The sequence below is a fragment of the Candidatus Palauibacter soopunensis genome, from assembly GCF_947581735.1.
Classification (GTDB): Bacteria; Gemmatimonadota; Gemmatimonadetes; order Palauibacterales; family Palauibacteraceae; genus Palauibacter; species Palauibacter soopunensis.
In genome coordinates, this window is sequence record NZ_CANPVT010000027.1 from 47,666 (window position 1) to 69,959 (window position 22,294).

The 22,294-nt window shown below is 68.3% G+C and carries 21 protein-coding genes; 15 read left to right on the forward strand and 6 right to left on the reverse strand.

The window, feature by feature from the left end:
* Positions 1 to 23: 23 nt before the first annotated feature.
* From RN901_RS08455 to RN901_RS08465, 3 genes are read right to left on the reverse strand one after another with little or no spacing between them, the layout of a single operon-like run.
* A complete protein-coding gene (locus tag RN901_RS08455) occupies positions 24 to 2,186 on the reverse strand; it encodes a prolyl oligopeptidase family serine peptidase (protein WP_310757837.1) in 2,163 nt (720 codons plus the stop codon).
* 20 nt (positions 2,187 to 2,206) lie between these two features.
* Entirely contained in the window at positions 2,207 to 3,082 is an 876-nt protein-coding gene (locus RN901_RS08460; RefSeq protein ID WP_310757838.1) for a hypothetical protein, read from the reverse strand.
* 8 nt (positions 3,083 to 3,090) lie between these two features.
* Positions 3,091 to 4,485 carry a cytochrome c gene (locus RN901_RS08465; RefSeq protein WP_310757839.1) on the reverse strand — a complete coding sequence of 465 codons (1,395 nt, stop codon included), beginning with the start codon at positions 4,483 to 4,485 and terminating at the stop codon, positions 3,091 to 3,093.
* Between the two features lie 199 nt (positions 4,486 to 4,684).
* Here RN901_RS08465 and RN901_RS08470 point away from each other — a divergent pair, with 199 nt between their 5' ends.
* From RN901_RS08470 to RN901_RS08495, 6 genes are all read left to right on the forward strand, one after another.
* Complete coding sequence (locus RN901_RS08470; protein WP_310757840.1) at positions 4,685 to 6,751, forward strand: PQQ-binding-like beta-propeller repeat protein; 2,067 nt, start codon at positions 4,685 to 4,687, stop codon at positions 6,749 to 6,751.
* A 57-nt stretch (positions 6,752 to 6,808) separates the two neighbouring features.
* Positions 6,809 to 7,480 carry a hypothetical protein gene (locus tag RN901_RS08475; RefSeq protein WP_310757841.1) on the forward strand — a complete coding sequence of 224 codons (672 nt, stop codon included), beginning with the start codon at positions 6,809 to 6,811 and terminating at the stop codon, positions 7,478 to 7,480.
* A gap of 105 nt (positions 7,481 to 7,585) precedes the next feature.
* Positions 7,586 to 8,332, forward strand: a complete 747-nt coding sequence (locus RN901_RS08480; RefSeq protein WP_310757842.1) for an outer membrane beta-barrel protein — start codon at positions 7,586 to 7,588, stop codon at positions 8,330 to 8,332.
* 16 nt (positions 8,333 to 8,348) lie between these two features.
* Positions 8,349 to 9,524 carry a hypothetical protein gene (locus RN901_RS08485; RefSeq protein ID WP_310757843.1) on the forward strand — a complete coding sequence of 392 codons (1,176 nt, stop codon included), beginning with the start codon at positions 8,349 to 8,351 and terminating at the stop codon, positions 9,522 to 9,524.
* Positions 9,525 to 9,666: 142 nt separating this feature from the next.
* Positions 9,667 to 10,755 carry a hypothetical protein gene (locus tag RN901_RS08490; RefSeq protein WP_310757844.1) on the forward strand — a complete coding sequence of 363 codons (1,089 nt, stop codon included), beginning with the start codon at positions 9,667 to 9,669 and terminating at the stop codon, positions 10,753 to 10,755.
* 170 nt (positions 10,756 to 10,925) lie between these two features.
* Positions 10,926 to 11,906, forward strand: a complete 981-nt coding sequence (locus tag RN901_RS08495) for a D-2-hydroxyacid dehydrogenase (RefSeq protein WP_310757845.1) — start codon at positions 10,926 to 10,928, stop codon at positions 11,904 to 11,906.
* 42 nt (positions 11,907 to 11,948) lie between these two features.
* Here the strand turns inward: RN901_RS08495 and RN901_RS08500 are convergent, their stop codons facing one another.
* On the reverse strand, positions 11,949 to 12,821 hold the full coding sequence (locus tag RN901_RS08500) for a DUF4198 domain-containing protein (protein WP_310757846.1): 873 nt from the start codon (positions 12,819 to 12,821) through the stop codon (positions 11,949 to 11,951).
* 184 nt (positions 12,822 to 13,005) lie between these two features.
* Between RN901_RS08500 and RN901_RS08505 the strand changes: the two genes are divergently transcribed.
* From RN901_RS08505 to RN901_RS08530, 6 genes are all read left to right on the forward strand, one after another.
* Positions 13,006 to 13,623 carry a hypothetical protein gene (locus tag RN901_RS08505; RefSeq protein ID WP_310757847.1) on the forward strand — a complete coding sequence of 206 codons (618 nt, stop codon included), beginning with the start codon at positions 13,006 to 13,008 and terminating at the stop codon, positions 13,621 to 13,623.
* Entirely contained in the window at positions 13,620 to 13,949 is a 330-nt protein-coding gene (locus RN901_RS08510) for a transcriptional regulator (protein ID WP_310757848.1), read from the forward strand. Before RN901_RS08505 ends, RN901_RS08510 begins: the two co-directional genes overlap by 4 nt.
* A gap of 4 nt (positions 13,950 to 13,953) precedes the next feature.
* Positions 13,954 to 16,158 carry a TonB-dependent receptor gene (locus RN901_RS08515; RefSeq protein ID WP_310757849.1) on the forward strand — a complete coding sequence of 735 codons (2,205 nt, stop codon included), beginning with the start codon at positions 13,954 to 13,956 and terminating at the stop codon, positions 16,156 to 16,158.
* Between the two features lie 34 nt (positions 16,159 to 16,192).
* Positions 16,193 to 16,972 (forward strand): tetratricopeptide repeat protein, encoded by a 780-nt coding sequence (locus RN901_RS08520; RefSeq protein WP_310757850.1) that lies wholly within the window; start codon positions 16,193 to 16,195, stop codon positions 16,970 to 16,972.
* A gap of 71 nt (positions 16,973 to 17,043) precedes the next feature.
* Complete coding sequence (locus RN901_RS08525) at positions 17,044 to 17,709, forward strand: peroxiredoxin (RefSeq protein WP_310757851.1); 666 nt, start codon at positions 17,044 to 17,046, stop codon at positions 17,707 to 17,709.
* Positions 17,710 to 17,712: 3 nt separating this feature from the next.
* A complete protein-coding gene (locus tag RN901_RS08530; RefSeq protein WP_310757852.1) occupies positions 17,713 to 19,158 on the forward strand; it encodes an amidohydrolase in 1,446 nt (481 codons plus the stop codon).
* Between the two features lie 24 nt (positions 19,159 to 19,182).
* On the opposite strand, the gene RN901_RS08535 is transcribed toward RN901_RS08530, so the two are convergent.
* A complete protein-coding gene (locus tag RN901_RS08535; RefSeq protein ID WP_310757853.1) occupies positions 19,183 to 19,803 on the reverse strand; it encodes a thiamine pyrophosphate-dependent enzyme in 621 nt (206 codons plus the stop codon).
* A 37-nt stretch (positions 19,804 to 19,840) separates the two neighbouring features.
* Positions 19,841 to 20,386: a thiamine pyrophosphate-binding protein gene (locus tag RN901_RS08540; protein ID WP_310757854.1), complete on the reverse strand. Its 546-nt coding sequence runs from the start codon at positions 20,384 to 20,386 to the stop codon at positions 19,841 to 19,843.
* Positions 20,387 to 20,481: 95 nt separating this feature from the next.
* Between RN901_RS08540 and nthA the strand changes: the two genes are divergently transcribed.
* Genes nthA through RN901_RS08555 form a run of 3 tightly spaced genes read left to right on the forward strand, consistent with a single transcriptional unit; the run spans position 20,482 to position 22,282 of the window.
* On the forward strand, positions 20,482 to 21,237 hold the full coding sequence (gene nthA / locus RN901_RS08545) for a nitrile hydratase subunit alpha (RefSeq protein WP_310757855.1): 756 nt from the start codon (positions 20,482 to 20,484) through the stop codon (positions 21,235 to 21,237).
* Positions 21,234 to 21,890: a nitrile hydratase subunit beta gene (gene nthB / locus RN901_RS08550; protein WP_310757856.1), complete on the forward strand. Its 657-nt coding sequence runs from the start codon at positions 21,234 to 21,236 to the stop codon at positions 21,888 to 21,890. The genes nthA and nthB overlap by 4 nt, the downstream gene beginning before the upstream one ends.
* Positions 21,887 to 22,282 (forward strand): nitrile hydratase accessory protein, encoded by a 396-nt coding sequence (locus RN901_RS08555; RefSeq protein ID WP_310757857.1) that lies wholly within the window; start codon positions 21,887 to 21,889, stop codon positions 22,280 to 22,282. Before nthB ends, RN901_RS08555 begins: the two co-directional genes overlap by 4 nt.
* Positions 22,283 to 22,294 lie beyond the last annotated feature (12 nt).

Genomic DNA, 22,294 nt, shown 5'->3' on the forward strand with positions numbered 1-22,294 from the left:
GCACGCTCGCGGACCCGGCGCCGCTATTCGGACGCGCCGAGTTGCTGGAGGAGGAAGGCGAGTTCCATCGCGGCGTTGCGCACGTTGCGGGTGAAGGAGCGGCCGCCGGCGTGGCCCGTGCGCTCGTCGTAGTCGAGGATCACCGGCAGGCCGGAACTCGAGGCGGCCTGGAGGCGCGCGGCCATCTTGCGGGCCTGCAGCGGGGGCACGCGCGTGTCGAGGTCGCCCTGGGTGAGCATGACGGCGGGGTAGTCCACGCCATCGCGCACGTTCTGGTAGGGGGAGAAGGTGCGGAGGACGTCGAACTCCTCGGCCACGGCCGCGTTCCCGTACTCGAGGAGCGCCGGCATGTTGTTCGTGTCGGTGAACTGGTAGAAGCGGACCATGTCGAGGTCGGGCAGGCCGCAGTAAACGGCGCGGAAGAGGTCCGGCCGCTTCGTGAGGGAGGCGGCGACGAGCAGCCCGCCGTTGCTCCCGCCGCGGATCGCGAGCCGGTCCGGGTTCGTGTATCCGTTCTCGACCAGCCACTCGGCCGCGGCGATGAAGTCGGCGAACACGTTCGGCTTGTTCTCGAGCATGCCGGCCCGGTGCCACTCCTCGCCGAACTCGCCTCCGCCCCTCAGGGTCGCCATCGCGTACACGCCGCCCTGCTCCAGCCACGCGGCGGCGCGGGCGTCGAAGCGGGGCAGCAGGTTCACGTTGAAGCCGCCGTACCCGTACAGGAGGGCGGGGCTTTGCCCGTCGAGAGCCAGTCCCCGGCGGTGGGCGACGTACATCGGGGCCCGCGTCCCGTCCTCCGACGTGTACCAGACTTGCTTCAGCTCGTACTCCGAACCGTCGAAGGGGACGGATGACGGCCGCCACGCCTCCGTCTCCATCGTCTCGAGGTCGAGCTTGAGGATGGCCGGGGGAGTGAGGAGCGATGTCAGCGTGAGGAGGGCTTCGTTTCCGTCATCTCCGTGCGAGCGCAGCGTCGCCACGTGGTGCGCGGGAATCGGGATCTCGCCCTTCACGGCGGCGTCCGGCCCGTAGCGCACGATCCGGCTGCTCACGTCGCGCAGGTAATCGGCGTACAGGTCGTCGCCGATGAACCGGTATCCGGTGAGGAGATCCTCTCCCTCGGGCAGCACTTCCCGCCACTGCGCCGGATCCGGGTCGGGATTCTCCAGGTCGACGGCGAGGATCCGGTTCCTCGGCGCGTCCAGGTTCGTGAGCAGGTAGAGTTCGTCGTCGACGAAGCGGGTGCTGAAGCGGGCGGGGGCGCCGACGATGAGCGGCACGGGCGCCGTCCCGGCGCGCACGTCGTGCAGGTAGACATCCGTCCGCGCCCAGCCGTGCTGCACGGTGTAGACGTGCCACCGGCCGTCGCCCCCCTGCGAGAAGCCCACGAACCTCTCGGGGCCGTGCCCCTCCCCGAACAGCTCCTCGTCCTCTTCCAGGTCGGTCCCGAGCCGGTGGTAGCGGATCCGCGCACCGGTCTCCCGCGACCGGCGGCTGTAGTAGAAGCCCTCCCCTTCCGGATCGAAGGAGACGTTCCCGTACAGGTAGGTCGGCAGGCGGTCGGGCAGATCCTCGCCGCTCTCCAGGTCTCGGACGCGGTACTCCCGCTCGTCCCGGCCCCCGTCCCGGATGGCGTAGATCATGAGGCGGCCGTCCGGCGAGAAGTCGATGATGCTCACGCTGGTCGTGGCGTCGTCGCGGAGGTCGAGCGGGTCGATGACGACCTCGAACTCGCCGTCGGGATCGACTGGAGCGTCTTCGGGCTCGTCCGGCGCCGGGCGGCGGTAGATCGCTCCCACCTCCCGGCCCCGCTTCCGGAACGAGAAGTACTCGTAGTCCCCCGCCCGGCGCGGGAAGATCGCCCCGGGCGCGTCCATCAGCTCGCGAAGCCTGCCCTCGAGACCCGCGCGCAACGGCGTGTCGCCGACGATGGACTCCGCGTACGCGTTCTGCTCGCCGATCCAGGCACGGGTCTCGGGGCTTTCCTGGTCCTCGAGCCACCGGTAGTCGTCCGTGAACTCGACGCCGTGCAGGGTGTCGACGACGGGAATCCGGGCGGTCTCGGGCGGGGGCGGCCAAGCCTCACACGCCGCCACGCAGACGGCGAGGGCGGCCAGCCGAAGCGTCAGGAGAGCGCGGCCGACGGGCACGGCGATGGCGCGGGCGCGGGGTGTCGAGTCCGCCATTTGCGCCTCCTGTCAGGCGGTCAGGGGGTGACGGTCACCCGGACGTAGGCGTTGCTCCAGCAGCACTGGTCGCCCCCGGTGCTGTCGTTCGCGTCCCAGTTGTCGACGCGCGCGCGCAGGACGTATTCGCCCGGCGCGCCGAACGTCGCCGCGGTCGTCGTCTCGCCGGTCCCGCCCTCGACCGTGATCTGCCACGGCTCGAACGCCACCGGCGCGGCGGGCCCCTGGTGCTTGAACCAGGTCACCTCCACGTCGACCACCTGGTTCACCATGTCCTCGGGGTCGCGGACGGAGATCTCCTCGGTCCACAGCTGCAGCGTCAGGGGCTCGCCCACATTCGCGCTGCGCGGCTCGCCCCACACGCCCTGGACGTGCTGGCCCGCCTCTCCCTCGGGGTCGAAGCGGACGAGGGGCGGCACGGACCCCATGGCCCGCGGCCCGTAGTCGAGTTGCAGCGCGGGCGAGAAAGTGCGCGCCGGCACGGAGTAGGTCACGCCGTTCGTCGTGATCGTCCACACGATCCGCTGCTCCACATCCTCGTAGGTCGCGGGCACGGTGACCGAGAACACGCCGCGGTCCCGGCGCGGGCGCACCGGGAAGTGCGTCGGCTGCATCCCGTCGAACTGGTGCGGCTCGATGTGGTTCTCCGCGCCCAGTGGGACGTCGAGGACTTCCTCCCGGTTCAGGTTGAAGTAGCCGAACGAGAACGTGAAGGAGCCGTCGTCGTTCCGGTACCAGCCCTCGAAGAAGGGCGCCACCGGCTCGCCCTTCGCCGGGATGGGCGCGAGCGGAAGGCGCTGCACCTGCTGGGCGTGAACGGGCGCCGACAACCCCATGGGGGCGGCCGGCGCCAGTTGTGCGGCGACCAGGACGGCCGCGATACGTACGCTGTGCATGCCCCGGTTCAGTTGCGGTTGTCGTTGCTGTCGACGCCGTCCTCGTCGGTCGTGAGCTTCGCCTCCCGCTCCTCGACGAGCCGCTGGTAGCCTTCCTCCGTGAGGTGCGTCACGGCGAGCCACGCATGCGACATCTCGTCCCCGGTGCGAGAGCCGCGCGCGTACCAGATCTCCGGATCGGGGGTCAGTTCGTTCTCCGCCGTGTTGTCGTACCACCCGGTCATGACGAGGACCGTCCCGGGCGGCAGCAGCGGCGCCACGTCATCCTCGTAGATGTAGCTGTGATGCCAGCGGGCGTCGAAGTCCGTGACCATGCTGATGAGCTCGAGCCTGCCATCGGGGTAGAGCGCCTGAATCGACATTGCGTGCAGATGCACATGCCCGTGCGGCTGGAAGCTGTCGAGCCTCACCGGGTGGTCCCAGCGGTGGAATCCCTGCGTCATCGCGGTCCCTCCCGGCGCCAGCGCGATATCTCCCCTCAGAGGATAGAGGCGCAGATCCTGCTGGAACTCGGGTTCGTAGCCCTCTTCGTGGAACCAGATTCCGAGTTCGACCTGATCGCCGGGCACCTCGTACCCCATGGGATAGTAGTGCGCGTCCCACTCGATCATGTCGTTCGCCTTCAGCATCCGTCCCGCGTCCGTGGGCACGATCTCGCCGACCTTGCCCATCGCGTACTCCGACAGGCTCTGGATGCGCTGGTACTCCCCTTCCTCGTTGAGCCTGAGCAGACGCGGGATCGCGTGGTGCACGACCTGACGCCCGGCGGGGAAGGAGGGACGCGTCTCGAACGCCATCACCCAGCGGTCCTCGTCGAGGCCCGTCGGCACCCGCGGCCGCCACCACGTGTCGCCGCCCTCGGCCGGGACGTCGAACGGCTTCGACTTGATCACGTGATCGGGCGGGCCGATGAGATCCTCAAGCTGCCACTTTTGCTCGGTCGGCCAATCGATCGGCGGCGGCATGTCAGCCGGGTCCCCTTCGGGAGCGCCGGCGTCGGCCCAGGCGACGATCGTCTCGATGTCCTCTTCGCTCAACCGCCAGTCATCCTTGATGTTCTGGATGCCGACGCCCGTGTCGAGGTGAAACGGCGGCATGAGCCGCTTCGCGACCAGGTCTTTCATGCGAGACGCCCACCGGCGCGTGTCGCGGTAGGTGAGGAGGGACATCGGCCCCACGGATCCCTCTCGATGGCAGATCTGGCAGTTCGCCTGGAGGATGGGGGCGACGTCCTTCGAGAACGTGACGTCGACCTCCGCCGCGGCGCCGTTCACGCCGTTCGCCGCCGGTCCCTGTCCCGCGAGGCCCCCGGACGTGAGCCCCAGGGCAACGGGCACGATGAAGACGGCGATGGCCGCTGCACGCGACCAGGCATGGCTCGAGTGACTATGCGATCCACGCATGAGGCATCCTCCTCCAGATGGAACTGCTCCGCTGCCGCTGCCGGCGACTCCTTATTTAATACACCGATACATTGCGAAGAAACGTCGCCTGCGTGCAAGGAGACGTTGCGTCCCGGGAAACGCGCGTCCACGATGGGGTGTTATCCTTGCCGTACACGGAACGGCGAACGGCGGAAGAAAGAACAGCGAGAGCGGACGGATGATGAAGAACCACTGGAGCTGGCGGCCGAGCAGCGCCCTTCTTCTCCCCCTTCTCTTCGGAGCCATCGCGGGCACCCCCGTTGCGGCGCAGGGCCCCGGCGTGGAGGGAGCCGCGTGGACCTACCTCGGGGGCGACGCCTGGCACACGCGCTATACGCCGGCGACGCAGATCGACGCCTCCAACTTCGAGAGCCTCGAGGTCGCGTGGCGCTGGGACGCTTCGAGCTTCGGGCCGAGCACGGCGCGGGCCACGCCGTCCTACGTCGATGGGAAGATGATCACGGTGACGGGCGAGAACCGGAACGTCATCGCCCTCGACCCCTCCACGGGAAGACTCCTGTGGAGCTTCTCCGAACCCATGACCTGGCGGCACGAGTACTCGATGCGAAAGGCGTACGGCAAGGGCGTCGCCTACGCCGAGGTCGACGGACGCGGCGTCGTCTACATCCTCAGTCCCGGGTTCTTCCTCTACGCCCTCGACGCCGACACGGGACAGCCGCTGGAGAACTGGGGCGAGGCGGTGCCGCTGCCGGGATTCCCGTCCTCCGGGACGGTGGACCTGGTGGCCGACCTCATCGAGGGCTGGGGGCCGTGGGAGAACCTGAACCAGGAATACGACCCGGATCAGGGAATGCCGCTCGAGATCGGCTACATCACGTCGTCTTCCCCTCCCATCGTCGTGAACGGCGTGGTCGTCGTCGGCAACTCCGCGGAGCAGGGCTACAACCAGACCCGGAAGGAGATGGTCCCGGGCGATATTCTCGCCTATGACGCGCGCACCGGCGAGTTCAAGTGGAAGTTCCACATCATCCCGCGGCCGGGCGAGTTCGGGCACGAGACGTGGGAGAACGACGCCTGGCAGTGGACGGGTGACGTGTCCCCGTGGGCGCCGCTCTCGGCGGACCCGGAACTCGGACTCGTCTATCTCGTCACGAACGGCGCCACGATCGACTACTACGGCGGTTTCCACCCCGGCGACAACCTGTTCGGCACGAGCATCGTTGCGCTCGACGTGGAGACGGGAGAGCGGCGCTGGCATTTCCAGTTCGTGCACCACGACATCTGGAACTACGACACGCCGACCGCGCCCCTTCTCATGGACGTGGTCGTAGACGGCCGGCCGATCAAGGGCGTCTTCCAGGCGACGAAGCAGTCGTGGCTGTACGCGCTCGACCGCGAGACGGGCGAGCCGATCTGGCCCATCGAGGAGCGACCGGTCCCGCAATCGAAGGTGCCGGGAGAGAAGCTCGCCGAGACGCAGCCGCACCCGACGTGGCCCCTGCCCTACGATCTGCAGGGCCGCACGGAGCAGGACCTGATCGACTACACGCCCGAACTGGCCGCGATGGCGCTCGAGTACGCGCGGGAGAACGACCTCTTCGTGCCGCTCTTCAACCCGCCCACCCACGTCGGGAACCCCGATGGCGAGGGGGCGGCGCTCATCTGCCCCGGCGGGGGCGGGGGCGCGAACATCACCGGGCCGCCCGCCGCGGACCCCGTGAACGGGATCGTCTTCGTCACATCCACAAGCGGGTGCTCGCCGGTCATGGTGGCGCCGGGGATCGAGTCCGACCTCGACGGACCGGAGCAGACGGGCGTCACCCACTCCGAATTCTCCCGCGCGACCGGCCTCGTGACGGAGAACACGGCGGACCAGGCGACGGTCGAAGGGCTGAGGATCTGGAAGGGGCCTGTGGGGCGGATCACGGCGATCGACGTCAACACGGGCGAACACCTGTGGATGATCCCGCACGGCGACGCGCCCGAGCGGCAGCAGGCGGTGATCCGCGACCACCCGATGCTGGAGGGAGTGGACGTGAATCCGAACCAGGGCCGGCGCGGCCACTCCGCCATGGTTGCAACTCCGACGCTCCTTCTTGCGTCTGGACAGACGAGCGATGGGACGCCGCACCTGTTCGCGATCGACAAGCGGACCGGCGAGCGCGTGGGCCAGGTGGAGTTGCCGGGCAACACGCGCTACGGGATGTCGAGCTGGGTCCACGAGGGCAGGCAGTATGTGATCATTCAGTTGACCGACGGACTTGCGGCGCTGGCCCTGCCCTGACGGCCACTCGGGCCGGACGGGCTGAACCCTTCTCAAGAGAGCAAGGAAGAAAAGAACATGCTGCGTGAACATCTGAATTCCGGACGCGCGGGCGCCTGCGTCGCCGTGGCGTTGTCCATACTCGTCGCCGGGGCGTGCATCGAAAGCGAGGACACGATGGAGCCCACGCCGGCGAACGAAGCGCCGGTCGCAGTGGGCGTCGTGCCGCCGGTGACCGTGGCGGCCGGCAACCACGTGATCGTGGACGTGTCGGGCTTCTTCCAGGATCCGGACGGCGACCCGCTCGCGTACGGCGCGGGGACCTCGGACGCGCTCGTGGCCGGCGTCTCCGTCTCGGGCAGCATGATGACCGTGGTCGGAGTCGGGACCGGGCGGGCCGCCGGGTTGCTCTTCGCTCGCGATCAGGCCGGCGGCGAAGCCGTGCAGAACTTCCTGATCACGGTGCCGAACCAGCCGCCGGTCGCGGCACAGTCGCTCCCGGCGCTGAGCCTGACCACGGGGCAGGTACGCCAGCTGAACCTGTCGCAGTACTTCAGTGATCCGGAGGGCGACGACCTGACGTTCAGCGTCACGACCGCGAACACGCTTGTCGCGGTGGGGGCGGTGTCCGGCAGCACCCTCACGGTGGTCGGCGTGACGGTGGGGAGCACGACGATCACGGTCACGGCTCAGGACTCGGACGGCGGCGAAGTCCAGCAGCAGACGCCGGTCGTCGTGAGAAGCCGCTAGCGGGATGTGACCCGTCCGGGGATTGCTTCGTGTTAGGAGTGGTAGACGGACAACCCGGTGGGCGCAAGCGAACGAGTTCCGCTCAGGCGCCTTGAAGGAGGCAACGTGAAGTACCGATTCAGACAGTCCTCGATGGCGGCCGTCCTCGCCGTCATCGGGGGAGCCTGGGCGGCCGAGGCCCTCGCGGCGCAGGACTTCCTTTTCGGCCGTCCTTCCGTCACGCTCGGCGCCCGAATCGGGTACGCGATACCCCGCGCGGACAGCGAGATCTTCGATTTGACGCGCAGGGAACTGACGGTCGAGAAGGAGGACTTCAACGCGGTGGCGCTCGGCGCCGACCTCGGCATCCGGCTCTCCGACCGCATCGATCTTGCGCTGGGCCTCGGGTACGAGAACAGCGAGATCGACTCCGAGTCCCGCGAGTTCATCGGCACGGACGACCTGCCGATCCTGCAGACGACGGCTTTCCGCCGCGTCCCGTTCACCGTCGGACTGAAAGCCTACCTCACGGAGCGGGGACGGAGGATCAGCGATCTGGCCTGGATTCCGGGCAAGTTCGCCCCCTTCGTCGGAGGCGGCGTCGGCTTCATGTGGTACGAATTCGAGCAGGAGGGCGAGTTCGTCGACTACGAAACGCTGGACATCTTCTACGACTACTTCTCGTCCAGAGCCGGATCGTCGCTCGCCTACGTGACGGCCGGATTCGACTACTCGCTCGGGCTGCGGTGGATTCTGACCGCCGAAGCGCGTTATTCTTGGGCCAGCGCGGATATGGGCGGGCCGTTCATCGGGTTCGACGACATCGACCTGAACGGACTCCGTGCCGCGTTCGGCTTCTCGGTACGGCTGTAAACTCGAGGTTGGTCACATGATGAAACAGCGAACTGCTGGAATCGGCTCCGCCCTTTTCGTGGCGGCCGGCATGATGCTCGCGGCCGGACCGCTGTCGACCGCGGCGGCGCAGGAGATGGACGAACGCTGGCTCGCCTGGATGGGTTGCTGGCAGCCCGTTCGCACCTCGACGAGCGCGGACGCGCCCGAATCGCTGCTCTGCTTCCGGCCGAGCGCGGACGAGGCCGGCGTCGAGATGATCGCGGTCGAAGACGGCGAGATCGCGGGCCGGGAAGTCGTGCGGGCGGACGGACAGCCCCACGACGCGACCCTGGAGGGCTGCAGCGGATCGCGCCGCGCGGTCTTCGCCTCGCGCCCGGGCCGGGTGTTCATGGACATGGACCAGGTCTGCGAGGGCGGCGTCGACCGATCGTCGAGCGGGATGTTCGCGATGATCTCATCCAACGCCTGGATCGACGCGCGGGTCGTCACGGTCGGCGGCGAGAAGCTGACGTGGGTGACGCGATACCGGCTGGCCACGCAGAGCCAGGCCGAGGCCGTCGGCCTGGGCGACATTGCGGCCGACCGGAGCATGGCCGTGCGCTCGCTGCGGCTCGCCGCGTCCGGACGGTATTCGGTCGACGACATCATCGAGGCGCAGGCTCATGTGGATCCCGACGCGGTGGAGGCCTGGATCGTCGAACACGAGACGCCTCTGGAGGTCGACGCCGACCGGCTTGTCCAACTCTCCGATGCCGGCGTGTCGGAAGGCGTCATCGACATGATGATCGCGCGGAGCTATCCGGAGCGTTTCGCGGTGTCCACAGGCGGCGACGGCGGCGAACGGCCCTGGCTTGGCACGGCCGGTTACTACGACCCGTTCTACGGGGGTTACGGCTGGGGTTATCCCTACTACGGCCGCTTCGGCTACCGTTACGGTTACGGCTACTCGCCCTTCGGTTTTGGCGGCTACTCGCCCTTCGGGTACGGCTACGGCTATGGTTACGGACCGACGATCATCCGCACACAGCCCGCGAACAGCGGCGGTCGGGTGATCAGCGGACGCGGCTACAGCAGCGGAACTTCCAGAATCGGAACGCGTCCGACCGGGTCTTCGCGGGGGACGGCGTCGATCGGCACCTCGGGAGGCCGGTCGAGCGGGGGGAGCTCGACGGGACGGACGGCGCGGCGGCGCGGCGGCGGAGGTCTCTGAGTCCCGCTCTCCGACGCAGCGGACAGCTCTTCGAAAGGGCCCGGTCTTCCGGGCCCTTTCGCGTTCCACGTCTCGCGCCCGAAGCTCGCGAAGCGCAGATTGCCGATGCGGTCGATTCCGATGCCGGCACCGAGGAGGAACGATGAACGTGGACCGACCCGCCGCGCGCCCCTTCACCTACGTCGCGATCGGCGTCCTCGGACTTGCGGCTGCCGCCGCGGTACTCCTTCGCCCCGACGCGGCCCGCACGCAGACCACCTCCGGCGATTGGGAGCCCCCGCTCACCGCGCACGGCCACCCCGACCTGCAGGGGAACTGGACGAACCAGACGCTGACCCCCTTCGAACGTCCCGAAGGCCAGGGACCCGTGCTGAGCCCGGAAGAAGTCGCTGCCATCGAAGGTGGACAGGCGCAGACCGTCGCCGAACGGACGGCTCCCGTCGACCCGGACCGGCCGCTGCCGCCGGGCGGTGAACACCGGGTCTGCATCGATGGGGCCACGACCTGCTACGATGAGTTCTACCGCGAGCCGGGCGAGCGCGTGGCGGTCGTTGACGGCGAGCCGCGCAGTTCCCTCGTCACCGACCCGCCGGATGGACGGGTTCCGGATCTCACGCCGGAGGCGCGGCGGCGGCTGGAGGAGGCGGCGGAGTTCCGCGGCAGGTTCGGCCAGTACGACCACCCGGAGCTTCGGCCGCTCGCGGAACGGTGCATCGTATCGTTCGGATCGAGCGCCGGGCCGCCGATGCTCCCGAATTACTGGTACAACAACAGCTACACGATCGCGCAGAACGAAGATTTCATCGTGATCATGGCCGAGATGGTGCACGACGCGCGGATCATCCCCATCCGCGACCCGCGGGAGCCGCTCGAAAGCCGGCCGGGACCGGACCACGTCACGCCGTGGTTCGGAAGTTCGGTCGGCTGGTGGGAGGATGGAACGCTCGTCGTCGAGACGACCAACCTGAACCCCGAGCACGCGTTCCGGGGGGTGCCGCCCTCGAAGGATCGGAAGGTCGTCGAGCGCTTCACCCGCGTGGACGAGGAAACGATCCTCTACGAGTTCACGATCGACGATCCCGCGGTGTACACGGGCCCGTGGGGTGGACAGGTCCCCTTCAAGCGCTTCGACCATCTGCTCTACGAGTACGCGTGCCACGAGGGCAACTATGCCATGTTCAACGTGCTGAGCGGCGCGCGCTACCAGGAGCGGACGGGGGGGAATCCGTAGCCCGCTCGCCGGGTCGCCTGTGCTCGCTGCTCGCCGCGCTGGCGGTCGCGAGCTGCGCCACCGATCGTCCGCCGGAGAGCGCGGCCGAAGCGGAGCGCGCCCCGGCCGGGGTGCTCGGCCTGCGCCCGGGCCCTTCGCCCGATCGATCCTCTCCTGACTGGGAGCCGCCCGTGAAAGTCGTCGTCGCCGATCTGTGGCCCGGCCGCACGGCCGAACTCGCGGAGGTCGCTCCGGACGTGGACCTCGTCGTCGTCGGAGACGGACAGGCCGCGGCAGCCGAAGCGCACGACGCCGACGCGGTCCTCGGCGTGCTGAACGCGGACATCCTCGCCGCCGGCGACCGGCTCCGCTGGGTGCAGCTCGCCTCGGCGGGGGTCGAACGCTACCTCGCGTTGCCCGGGCTCTCCGACGCGGAGGACCTCGTCATCACGAACGCCCAGCGGATCTTCGCCCCCGGCGGCGCGGAGCACGCGCTCGGCATGGCGCTCATGCTGGCGCGACGGTTCCACACGGCGCTCGACCTCCAGCGGGAGCGGCGCTGGGACATCCGGCCGCTGACCGGGCCCTCCCCCTACCGGGGAGAGGGGAGCGAACTGCTCGAGCTCCGGGGCCGCACGATGCTCGTCATCGGCCTCGGCGGGATCGGCACGGAAACCGCCCGCATAGCGCACGGGATCGGCATGCGGGTCATCGCCACGCGGAACAGCAGCCGGGAGGGCCCCGATTTCGTGGAGCGCGTAGGGCTGGCATCCGAACTCCTGGATCTCGTTCCCGAGGCGGACGTCATCGTGAACGCCCTTCCGCTCACTCCGGAAACGGAAGGCCTCGTCGACGAGGCCTTCTTCGAGCTGACGCGGCCGACCGCGCTCTACGTTACGCTGGGACGCGGACGCACGACGAACACGGGGGCGCTCGTCCGCGCGCTGAGGGAGGGTCGGATCGCGGGCGCGGGTCTGGACGTGGTGGACCCCGAGCCGCTCCCGCGGGACCACGTCCTCTGGTCGATGCCGAACGTGATCATCACACCGCACCTCGGCGGCGATTCCGATGAACACATGGAGCGGATGTGGACCCTCTTCCGCGAGAACCTGCGCCGCTTCGCGGCCGGCGAACCGCTTCTCGCGGTCGTCAACCGGGAGCGCGGCTACTAGCCGGCGGTCTCCCCGAAGCCGGATCCCAAGAGCGGCTTCCGGCTAGCCGCCCCGGACCTGGAACGTGAGCGTGGCCCAGTTCGACTCGTAGTCGATGTCAGGCTCCGACGGCGTCTCCACCATGTGAATCGTCCGGATGTACCACCGTCCTCCGCCGACGAGCGGGATCGTCGCGACGCCGTCCTCGTTCGTGCGAACCTCGACCGCCTCGTTGTGCGCACCGGTATCGTCGTGCGAGTGGGGGTTGAATTCGTAGTTCGCATAAAGGAGCGCGTTCTCGACCGGCTCGCCCGCGCGCAGGAAGCGCACCTGGAACTCATCGCCGACGACGAGATCGTACGGGTTGTGCAGCGGGATGATCTCCACCGGATAGCCGAGTTCCTCCGCCCATTCGCCACTCCGGTCGTCGCCCACCTGGACGATCGCCTTGACGTGTTTGCTGTAACGCTCGGCCGCGTCGTCGTCGGTCTTCCCGGCCGCCTCGCGCTGCGCGATCTCGTCGACCAGGCCCTCGTGAACCAGGTATTCCGTGAACTCCACCCCGGTGAGCGGGATGACGCGCGCCGCCGTCGACACGCCGATCGTGTAGGTCCCGGCCGAGCCGGTCTCGAAGGTCAGCAGCGCCGTGTCGACGCTGTCCGCGTGCCAGTGGAACATCGCCGTGTCCCGCCACGCCTCCGCCGGCGGGTGCACGACCCCGTCCGGTCCCACGATGCTCACGTCCAGCATGCGATCGCGCGTGATGTGGTTCTCGCTCTCGTCGAAGTCTCCGTTGAAGAGCGCCACGACGTTCGTCGAGTTCGGCTCCAGGAAGAAGCTCTCGAGCTTCAGGAACATCGTGTGCGCCCGCGCCGTCGCGACGATGGCGACGGTAAGGGCGGCGGTCGTCAACAGGACACGGCGTCCTACGGTCATTTCCAATACTCCCGGTTGGCAACTCTTCAAGTCTCCAGCGTGTCGATCAACATGACAGGATCAGCCTGAGTTCGGCCATAGCAGTGGCTTCCCGGCCACGTATCTCGCTGTTCTCACGAAGTTGACGTGGACGAGTTCGAATTCACATACTCTAAAATACAAAGTACTTTGCAGAGAGGATTCGATGGGTGAAGCGAACGCAAGACAGCAGGCGGGAGACGACTTGGCGGTCATCCGTCGGCTGATGGAGGACGCACGGGAGACGGTGTCCAACAACGGCTGGCACTTTGTGTTGTGGGGTAGCGTGCTCGCGACCGCCGAGGTCTTCGACTACTGGGCGGAGAGCGGCGCGCTTCCCGTTTCGCCCCGTGTTGTCTGGAGCACCGCAATCGGACTCGCCTGGGGGATATCCGTACCTCTGCGCCGTTGGAGCCGAAAGCACGACGCGGTCGACTCGTTGGCCAACAGGATTCTCGGCGCAGTCTGGATTGGATGCGGCCTTGGGTTGATGCTACTCGGACTCTGCGGAGCCCAGACCGGAACGCTGCCGGGCCCGATCACCCCAGCTGTGATGGCCATCGTGATCGGGACGGCCTTCTTTGCGTCGTCCTCCCTGTGCGATCACGCGTTATTCCGGGTGTTGGCCATCGCTTGGTGGGCCCTGGGCGGCGCCATGCTGATCTGGCCGCACCCCGCCAACAACCTGGTGATGTCGGCCGGGCTGATCCTGTTCATGGCGGGACCGGGCTTCCTGTTGATCCGCCGAGCGGGCAAACCCGCCCGAATGGAGCTTGTCGCATGACGCCGTATGACTACCGTGATCTCGATCCGTTGATTCACTCGAGGATCCGACTATCGATCCTCGCCATTCTCGCCAGTGTCGAGGACGCGGAGTTCACGTACCTCCGGGACCAGGTCAAGACCACCGATGGCAACCTTGGTGCTCACCTTCGCAAGCTCGAGGACGCGGGGTATGTGCGCGTAAGCAAGAGCTTTGTCGGCCGGAGACCCGTCACGAGATACCGAACAACCGAGACGGGGCGCGGGGCCTTCCGCAACTACGTCGGCCGTCTGGAGTGGATACTGCATTCGCTGCCGCCGGACGCGGACCATCGCGAGACGGGCTGAAGCCGTGAAGACGAGAGAGGCGGCCGCCGCCGCGGTCTGGATCTGGGTCTCAGCACTCATACCGGCCGGCCTCGCCGCGCAGGAGGCGCTCCGCGTGATGGGAAGCGTACGCGAGCCTGCGGGGGGAGCGATTGGCGGCGCGAATGTGTTCCTGCTCGAGACGCTGGAAGGGGCGCTCACGGACTCCCTGGGCGTTTTCAGCTTCGAATCCGCAGTGGAGGGTCCGGTGACGCTGGTGGTGCAGCGTTTCGGATACCTGGAAGTCAGACGGGCGATACAACTCCCACTCGCGGCTCCTGTCCCGATCGTGATGGAGTTGGCACCGGTAGCGCTGGAGCCGATCCACGTCGAAGCCGGCACTTATCGGTTGGGCAGCCTCCCGGATGTGATTCTCAGCGATCTCGACGTCGTGCGCACGCCGGGGGCGGCAGCAGATCCCTTCCGCGCGATCCAGACGTTCCCGGGACTCCAGAACGTCGGAGAGGGGGCGGGGCTCTTCGTGCGCGGGGGCGACATATCCGAGACCCGGGTGATGCTGGACGGAGCAACGGTCATCTCTCCATTCCGGCTCGATACCGACCGGACCGTCTCGTTCGGACGCTTCGACCCCTTTCAACTGCAGGGCACGCACTTCTCGGCGGGCGGCTTCGGCGTGGAATACGGTGACGCCCTCTCCGCCGTGGCCGATCTCCGCAGCGTGGGTATGCCGACGCGGAGCGAACTCAACCTGGGCGCTTCCGTGGCCGGAGTGTCCGGGCGGGCGGCCCTCGACGCGTCTGAGTCTTCGGGCGGGTGGGTGACAGCGTCACGCTCGGACACTCACCTTCTAATGCGTCTCAACGGGCGCAGGTCGGAGTTCGATCAGGTTCCTGCTTCAACCGACCTGAGCGGAGGCGCGGAATGGTCCTACCGCGGTAGCGGCAGCATGAAGGCGTTCGGGTTGTATCAGACCGACCGCGTCGGCGTCCTGATCGATGGCCCCGGGCACTCGGGCACGTACCGTTCGGACGCGCGAGCGGATCTTCTTGCCGTCTCCGGTTTCGACGCGTTCGGGGCGTTCGGCGTGACGTGGAGCGTGGCAACGAGCGGGTCGCGGAAGGATGAGGATTTTGGAGCGTTCCGCGTCGAACGGGAGGACAGGCTCACGCAAGCACGCGCGAAGCTCGACGTCCATGTGGGGCGTGGCATTGCGCTGGCCGGCGGAACCGAATTCGAGGGCCGGGACGCGGACATCGCCGGCGCGGTGCCGGCGGGTTCGCACGACAACGCGCCCGGCGCGCCGACGACCGTCTTCGGCAGCCGCGAGACAGGATCGCGATGGGGGGGCTTCGGGGAGATCGAGCTACAGCCGTGGAACGCTGTTCGGTTCGTCGTGGGCGCTCGAACAGATCGTTCGTCGTTCACGGACCGCGTGACGGCCGACCCGCGGGTTTCGGTGTCCTGGCGCCCGGCCGCCAATCTCACGGTTACTGGGGCGTGGGGTGTGTTTCATCAGATCCCGGATCCCCTTTTCTTCGAGCCCACGCTGGGTGACCCGAGCCTGCCAGCCATGTCGGCGCGTCACCTGATCGGGGGCATCGCGTACGATGATGGCGAGCACCTCGTTCGTGTAGAGGCCTATCGAAAACGCTACGGGTCGCTTGCCTCACAGACGCGGGACCACATCGTTCGCGGAGCCGGGACCGGCGAGGCGGCGGGATTCGACATCTTCCTCAAGGGAGACGTGCCGTTCCTGGGGCTTACGGGACGCGCCGCGTACAGCTTCGTCGACTCCGAGCGCACGGACCCGGACAGCGGCGAACTGGCCCCGTCCCCCTTCGACGCCACGCATACGTTGAACATCGTCCTCACGCGGGGCCTCACCGAGTGGCTCGAGGTCGGCGCCGCCTGGCGAGCCGCGACCGGGATTCCGTTCACGCCCGTTGAGAGGGCGCTCTTCGATCCGGACCGCAGCGTGTGGGAGCCGGTGTACGGGGCGCCCATGTCGGAGCGGCTTCCCGACTACGCGCGGTTCGACCTGTCCGCGAGCCTCCTTCAGAGCTTCTGGCGTGAAAATCTGACGGTGTTCTATGTCTCCGTGATGAACGTCTTCGACCGCCTCAACGTCGCCGAATACCGGCACAGCCGCGACTACACCGACCGCACGCCCCTGCGAAGCCCATTCACGCGCACGATCTACTTCGGCGCGACGACGACGCTGCCCTTCTGAGGGTCAGTTCAGAACGGGGAAGAGAGAGAACGACATGACATCGCGGACGAACGTGATGAACCGACCGGGCATACTGGCGTCCGTGGCTCTGCTGCTTCTGCCGACCGCCGGTTTCGCTTTCCAGGCTCCGAACCCCACCGAAGTGGCGGCGCGTCTTCGAACGGGCATCGGGGAGGCGGTGATCGCCGGTGACTCTGAGGGCCTGACCGAGATGGTCGCGCTGGCCCGGCGGGCCGTAACCGCTTTTCCCGAAGACGGACTCGTCCGGCACTATCTCGGGTATGCGCTCTACCGCCTGGCGACGCTCCGCTTCGATGCGGATCCGGACGGGGCGCTCGCGATCCTGTTCGAGTCGGAGTCCTCCCTTCTCCGGTCGATTGAACTCGAGCCCATCCCCGAATCGCACGCGCTCATGAGTTCCGTGCTCGGCAGGCAGATCGTCAGTGACGAGACCGCGATGAGTCTCTCGATGCGGTCCGGCGCCGAAATGCGTCGAGCCGTAGGGATGGGGCCGCGAAACCCCCGTGTTAAAGTGCTGGAGGGGATCAGCGCCTTCCATACACCCTCCATGTACGGCGGCGGCCACGACATCGCCCTCGACCGTTTTCTCGCGGCAGCCGCGCTGTTCGAGGAGGACGCGCCGGAGGCTCCGCTTCCCGCGTGGGGGCAGGCGGAGGTCTATGCCTGGCTAGGACAGACGTACGTGGCGTTGCGGATGCCCGAAGAGGCTCGCGCGGCGTACGAACGGGCCCTGGAGATCGAACCCTCGTATGTCTGGGTGCGCGATACACTGCTTCCGGCGTTGTCTCCATAGGGCGAGGCGCCGATCATAGCCCCTGGCCGCCAGCGGCGGATCCAACGCAAACACTCGAGTCGGGGGTACCGATGACGCTTCGCATCAATGACACGGCGCCGGATTTCACGGCGGATACGACGCAGGGCAGCATCCGCTTCCACGACTGGATCGGGGACGGGTGGGCCCTCCTCTTCTCCCATCCGAAGGACTTCACGCCCGTGTGTACGACGGAACTCGGGGCGGTGGCGGCCCTCGAGGACGCGTTCGCGGCGCGCAACTGCAAGATCATCGGGGTCAGCGTCGACGGGGTGAACGACCACGAGGCCTGGTCGAAGGACATCGAGGCGTCGCAGGGGCACGCCGTCGGCTACCCGCTGATCGGCGACCCGAGGCTCGAAATCGTCAAGGCGTACGACATGCTGCCGGCCGACGCCGGTGACACGTCCCAGGGCCGCACGCCGATGGACAACGCCACGGCGCGCTCGGTGTTCGTCATCGGGCCCGACAAGAAGATCAAGGCCACCCTCACCTATCCGATGAGCACGGGCCGCAACTTCGCCGAGATCCTCCGACTGCTCGATTCGTGCCAGCTCACGGCCGAGAAGCAACTCGCCACGCCGGCGAACTGGGAGCAGGGCGACGACGTGATCATCGCGCCGGCGGTCACCGACGAGGAGGCGAGGAAGCGGTTCCCGGAGGGGTGGGAGCAGCCGCTGCCCTACATCCGGATCGTCCCGCAGCCGCGGGACGGCTAGCCGTTGCGGTTCGCGCCGACACGAACCTTCGCCCGAGCCGGCGGGGGACTCCTCTTCGCGGGCATATTCCTGTCGTGCTCGCCCGCTTCCAACACGAGTGACATAGCCTCCGGAGGCGGCCCGCTCCTGATCGACGGTGGTACGGTCGTCGTCATGGACGAGGCGGGCACCGTCCTCGAGGGCGGTGCCGTGCTCGTGGAGGGAGACCGGATCTCCGCCGTCCTCGACCGAGAAGCTCCCCGCCCCGCCGGCGTGCCGGTGATCGACGCGACGGGGCACCTCGTGATCCCCGGTCTCGTCAACACGCATGGCCACGCCGCCATGTCGCTCCTGCGGGGACTCGCCGACGACATGCCGCTGATGACCTGGCTGAACGAGCACATCTTCCCCGCCGAGGCCGAACTGGTCGATTCCGAGTTCGTCTACTGGGGCACGCTGCTCTCGTCCATCGAGATGCTGAAGAGCGGGACGACGACGTTCGCGGACATGTACTACTTCCGGGATGACGCGGCGCGCGCGGCCATCGACGCGGGCATCCGCGCCGTCATGGGCCCGCATGTCATCGGCTTCCCCGCCCCCGACTTCGACTCGCCAGCCGCGACGCTGGCCGACGCGGCCGGATTCATGGAGACGTATCGCGACCACGCGACGCTGGTTCCCGGAGCGGCCGCACACTCGCTGTACACGACTTCCCTCGACGACGTGCGGGCCGCGCTGCGGGTGGCCATCGACCACGATGCTCCGTTTCAGATCCACACAGCCGAAGATGCGAGCGAGTTCGCGACGGCGACGGAACTGACCGGGATGGGCGTGGTGGAAGCGCTCGAGTCCATCGGGGCGCTCCGCCCGGGGACGGTGCTCGCCCACTCCATCTACCTCTCGGACGAGGACATCGAACGCATCGCGGCGGGGGGCGCCGGGGTCTCACACAACCCGCAGAGCAACCTCAAGCTGGGAATCCCGCGGGCGGCGCCGGTCGTCGAACTGCTCGCCGCCGGAATCCCCGTGGGACTCGGCACCGACGGACCGGCGAGTAACAACGACCTCGACCTGTTCGACGAGATGGACGCCGCCGCCAAGCTCCACAAGTTCGCGAACGCCGACCCCACCGCGCTCCCCGCCGAGACCGTCTTCCGCATGGCGACGACAGGGGGCGCCCGCGTGCTCAACCTCCACGACCGCATCGGGTCGCTGGAGCCGGGCAAGCGCGCCGACATCGTGCTGCTCGATACGCGCCGGGCCGGGCTCACGCCCCTCTACAACGTCTATTCCCACCTCGTGTACGCGGCCCGGGGGAGCGACGTCTCCACGGTCCTCGTGAACGGGCGCGTCGTCGTCAGCGACGGCCGAGTGCTCACGGTCGACGAAGCGGAGGTCATGGAACGGGCGTACACCTTCCGCGACCGGGTGCGGGAGGTCATCGCCCGGGTGGCCGCGGAGGGGCACTAGGCGTACGGCTATCAGGCGTGAAGGCTAGGCGCCGCTTGCGTGTCCCGGCTGCGGAGGTGGCGTCCAGCCCGTCGCGGCGCGGCGCTCCTGCACGCACCGCTTGAAGCGGAAGGCGTTCTCGGGCAGGGCGAAGTCCATCCCGTAGTTGTCGGGACCCACGGCGTCCACGCGCGCCACGAGCACGCCGAGGTCATCCCGCTCCATCGCTTCGACGAACGCTTCCCCGAACGCCAGCGGCGAATCCACGGCCACCGCGTGCTCGATCCCCGCCCCGCGCGCGATGGCGGCGAGATCCGTGACGCCCGACGTGGTGTGCGACTCGAACCCGCCCGTCGAGAGGAGGCTCCCGTTGTCGAAGATGATGTGGAGGAGGTTCCGCGGTCGGTAGCGCGCGAGGGTGGTGAAGGTGCCGAGGTTCATCAGCGCCGATCCGTCCCCGTCCAGCACGATCACCTTCTCGTGCGGCAGATGGCTCGCGAGGCCGAGACCGATCGACGAGGCGAGCCCCATCGCGTGCTGCAGGTAGAAGAAGTTCTCGCGGTGGCCGAGGTCGTACAGCTCCTGGGCGCAGGCCCCCATGATCGTGACGACCAGCTTGTCCTCGATCTCCGGATAAATCAGTTCGAGGCAGTCCGCCCGCCGCATCAGCGCTCCTTCCCCCGTCTCGGTCCGCCGTCCCGCATCAGACTTCCATGAGGTCGCGCGTCAGCAGCAGCGCGACGGGCGAGAGCGAACTCTGCGACAGCGTGTACGCCTCGGCGATCTCCTTCGCGACGAGCGCCGGGTCTCGCGCGTGGTGGTAGGGGATGTTGAGCGCCTGAAGCAAACCCTCCGTCACGATCCCGCCACGAGTGTGCCACGGATACGGCTCCCCCCAGTGGCCCCGGACCGCGATGAGCATGCAGAGCGGGACGGAGTAGAGCTGGGCGAGGGAGATGATCCCGTTCATCGCCGCGAAGAAGCCGTGGTTCTGCATGAGCAGGATGTGCGGCTCGCCGGCGAAGTAGGCCCCGGCCGCGATGCCGACCGCCTCCTCCTCCTTCGCGACCTGGATGAGGTCGACCTCGGGATCGTCCTCGGCGCGCTGCAGGAGGAGGCCGAGCCAGGTCTCCGGCAGGGCGGAGATGCTCCGGATGCCGGCGGCCTTGATCCCGTCGAAGATGGTCTTCGAGTTCTCGTAGGAGACGGTCATGCGCCGAAGGGTGCGCGGACGGCTCGGGCCGCGCAATCCCGCCCGCGCGGCGGCCCGTCGCGCCAAAACGACGGACAGGTTGCGCCACGCGGCGACCCGTGAACACCATGAACGCCCAGCAAGGAGTGCGTATGGACGAATCGGAAGGGCGGCCGGTCGACCGGCGCGGGTTCATCAAGGACGCGGCAGTGGGTGCGGCCGCATTCGCCGCCCCGGGGAAGCTGATGGCCGACCAGGACGAGTCACACGACCACAGTCACAGCCACGATCACGACCACCAGGACGTGCCGCCGGACATCGCCCTCCGGGTGCGGGCGCTCGAGTCCGTCCTCGTGGAGAAGGGGATGGTGGACTCGGCGGCGCTGGACGAGATCGTGGACACCTACGAGAACCGGGTCGGCCCCCGGAACGGGGCCGAGGTCGTCGCGCGCGCGTGGGTCGATCCCGCGTACCGCGAACGCCTCCTCGCGGATGGGACCGCGGCGATCGGCGAACTCGGCTATCTCGGCGGCCAGGGCGAGCATATGAAGGTGGTGGCGAACACGCCGGAGGTGCACAACCTCGTGGTCTGCACGCTCTGCTCGTGCTACCCGTGGCCGACCCTGGGCCTGCCCCCCGTGTGGTACAAGTCCGCCCCCTTCCGGGCGCGAGCGGTGATCGAACCGCGTGACGTCCTCGGCGAGTTCGGCCTCGACCTCCCCGAGAACGTCGAGATCCGCGTCTGGGACAGCACGGCGGAGATCCGCTATCTCGTGCTCCCCGAGCGGCCGGCCGGCACCGAGGACATGACGGAGGAGGAGTTGGCGGGGATCGTCAGTCGTGACTCGATGATCGGCGTGGCCCGGGTCGAGGTGCCATCCGGAGGCCCGTCGGGAGGCGACCAGTGAACACGATCCACGACATGGGCGGCATGGACGGCTTCGGCCCGATCGGGCCCGAGGAGAACGAACCCGTCTTCCACCACCGCTGGGAGGGGCGTGTGTATGCGCTCACACGGGCGGTCGGTCCGTGGGGCCGGGGGCGCGAATGGCCCTCCTTCCGCTACACGCTCGAGAGCATCCCGCCGGTCGAATACCTCAGCATGTCCTACTACGAGCGCTGGTTCCGGATGATGACGACCCGGCTCCTCGTGAGCGGGCTCATCTCCGAGACCGAACTGGAGACGGGTTATCCGGATCCGGGGGCGCCGCGGCCGGAGCTGCTCCCGGCTTCGAACGCCGGGGCGCCGGGCGCCGGGCTCCTCGACATGGATGTACCCGCCCGCTTCGCGCCGAACGACCGGGTGCGCGCACGGAACCTCCACCCGCGCGGCCACACCCGGCAGCCGCGTTACGTGCGTGGACGGCTGGGGACGGTGGTCGCGGACTACGGCGTCTACGCGCTGCAGGACACGGACGAGGACGGACGGCGTCCCCTCGACCGCCGCCCGCAACACGTCTACTCGGTGCGCTTCGAGTCGCGGGAACTGTGGGGCGAGCGGGGCGGCGCGAGGGACGCGGTGTACGTGGACCTGTGGGAAGACTACCTGGAGCCGGCGTGACGGCCGGGGCCGAGTGGGGCGGGGCCGCACGCGTCGACGCCGAACGTCTCGCGGCGCTCCCTCCCCTGCCCGCTGACGAGGAGGGCCCGGTGTTCGAGGCGCCGTGGCAGGCGCAGGCCTTCGCGCTCGCGGTGAAGCTCTCCGAGGAAGGTCACTTCACCTGGAAGGAGTGGGCCGGAACGCTCGCGGACGAACTCGCCGCGGCGGAAGCGCGCGGCGAACCCGACGACGGCTCCCGGTACTACCACCACTGGGTCGCCGCCCTCGAACGGCTCGTCGTGGACCGCCGGCTGAGCACCTCCGCGGCGCTCGACGACTGCAAGGAGGCGTGGGCGGACGCCTACCGCCACACCCCGCATGGTCAGCCCGTCGAGCTACGCCGCACCGACTGAACACAGCCACGC

What these genes read in the sequence shown, in the direction of transcription:
- RN901_RS08465 (WP_310757839.1), bottom strand. Translation starts at nt 4,485, where the DNA reads ATGCGTGGATCGCATAGTCACTCGAGCCATGCCTGGTCGCGTGCAGCG.
- nthA (WP_310757855.1), top strand. Translation starts at nt 20,482, where the DNA reads ATGGACGAATCGGAAGGGCGGCCGGTCGACCGGCGCGGGTTCATCAAG.
- RN901_RS08455 (WP_310757837.1), bottom strand. Translation starts at nt 2,186, where the DNA reads ATGGCGGACTCGACACCCCGCGCCCGCGCCATCGCCGTGCCCGTCGGC.
- RN901_RS08505 (WP_310757847.1), top strand. Translation starts at nt 13,006, where the DNA reads ATGGGTGAAGCGAACGCAAGACAGCAGGCGGGAGACGACTTGGCGGTC.
- RN901_RS08510 (WP_310757848.1), top strand. Translation starts at nt 13,620, where the DNA reads ATGACGCCGTATGACTACCGTGATCTCGATCCGTTGATTCACTCGAGG.
- RN901_RS08475 (WP_310757841.1), top strand. Translation starts at nt 6,809, where the DNA reads ATGCTGCGTGAACATCTGAATTCCGGACGCGCGGGCGCCTGCGTCGCC.
- RN901_RS08470 (WP_310757840.1), top strand. Translation starts at nt 4,685, where the DNA reads ATGATGAAGAACCACTGGAGCTGGCGGCCGAGCAGCGCCCTTCTTCTC.
- RN901_RS08520 (WP_310757850.1), top strand. Translation starts at nt 16,193, where the DNA reads ATGACATCGCGGACGAACGTGATGAACCGACCGGGCATACTGGCGTCC.
- RN901_RS08500 (WP_310757846.1), bottom strand. Translation starts at nt 12,821, where the DNA reads ATGACCGTAGGACGCCGTGTCCTGTTGACGACCGCCGCCCTTACCGTC.
- RN901_RS08485 (WP_310757843.1), top strand. Translation starts at nt 8,349, where the DNA reads ATGATGAAACAGCGAACTGCTGGAATCGGCTCCGCCCTTTTCGTGGCG.
- RN901_RS08490 (WP_310757844.1), top strand. Translation starts at nt 9,667, where the DNA reads ATGAACGTGGACCGACCCGCCGCGCGCCCCTTCACCTACGTCGCGATC.
- RN901_RS08525 (WP_310757851.1), top strand. Translation starts at nt 17,044, where the DNA reads ATGACGCTTCGCATCAATGACACGGCGCCGGATTTCACGGCGGATACG.
- RN901_RS08535 (WP_310757853.1), bottom strand. Translation starts at nt 19,803, where the DNA reads ATGCGGCGGGCGGACTGCCTCGAACTGATTTATCCGGAGATCGAGGAC.
- RN901_RS08460 (WP_310757838.1), bottom strand. Translation starts at nt 3,082, where the DNA reads ATGCACAGCGTACGTATCGCGGCCGTCCTGGTCGCCGCACAACTGGCG.